Raw genomic sequence first — 563 nt, 5'->3', positions numbered from 1 at the left:
GCTCGACGAAGATCCTCGAGGCCGCACCCTTCCATTGCGGGTCCGATGGCGGGAAATGCGTGCCGATGTCGCCGGCGCCGCAGGTGGCAAGCAGCGCGTCGGTCAGCGCATGCAGCCCGACATCGGCATCCGAATGGCCGGAGAGCTTGCGGTCATAGGGAATGGCGACGCCGCAGAGCGTGACATGGTCGCCGGGCTCGATCGCATGCACGTCGTAGCCATTGCCGGTGCGAATATCCGGGAAGCGGTGCTGCGCGCTGGAGAGCCGCTCGTCGGCCAATGCAATGTCCCTTGCCCAGGTGAGTTTGACGTTGTCTGGCGATCCGGGAACGATCTTGATCGGTATCTGCGCCCATTCGGCGATCGCCGCGTCGTCGGTGAATTCCGTCTTGCCCAGATGATGCGCCTTCTCATGCGCCGCAAGCAGCGGCCAGAACGGAAAACCCTGCGGCGTCTGCGCCGCATGAAGGCCGGCCCTCGACACCGTCTCGTCGATCATGCCGGTGGCCGATTCCCGCTTCAGCGTATCGGCGACGGGCAGTGCCGGCAGGGCGCCGTGGCGC

General features: G+C 66.1%; 1 protein-coding gene. It reads right to left on the bottom strand.

Annotated elements, in window-relative coordinates; genetic code table 11:
- Nucleotides 1–563, bottom strand: a 563-nt coding sequence (locus EOA24_RS40415) for a 2-C-methyl-D-erythritol 2,4-cyclodiphosphate synthase (RefSeq protein WP_189354717.1), incomplete at both ends; no start/stop codon positions are given.

The organism is Mesorhizobium sp. M2A.F.Ca.ET.039.01.1.1 (genome assembly GCF_003998035.1).
In the GTDB taxonomy this organism is placed as follows: domain Bacteria; phylum Pseudomonadota; class Alphaproteobacteria; order Rhizobiales; family Rhizobiaceae; genus Mesorhizobium.
The sequence above is the reverse complement of the archived record's forward strand: the minus strand, read 5'-3'. Positions and strand labels throughout refer to the sequence as shown.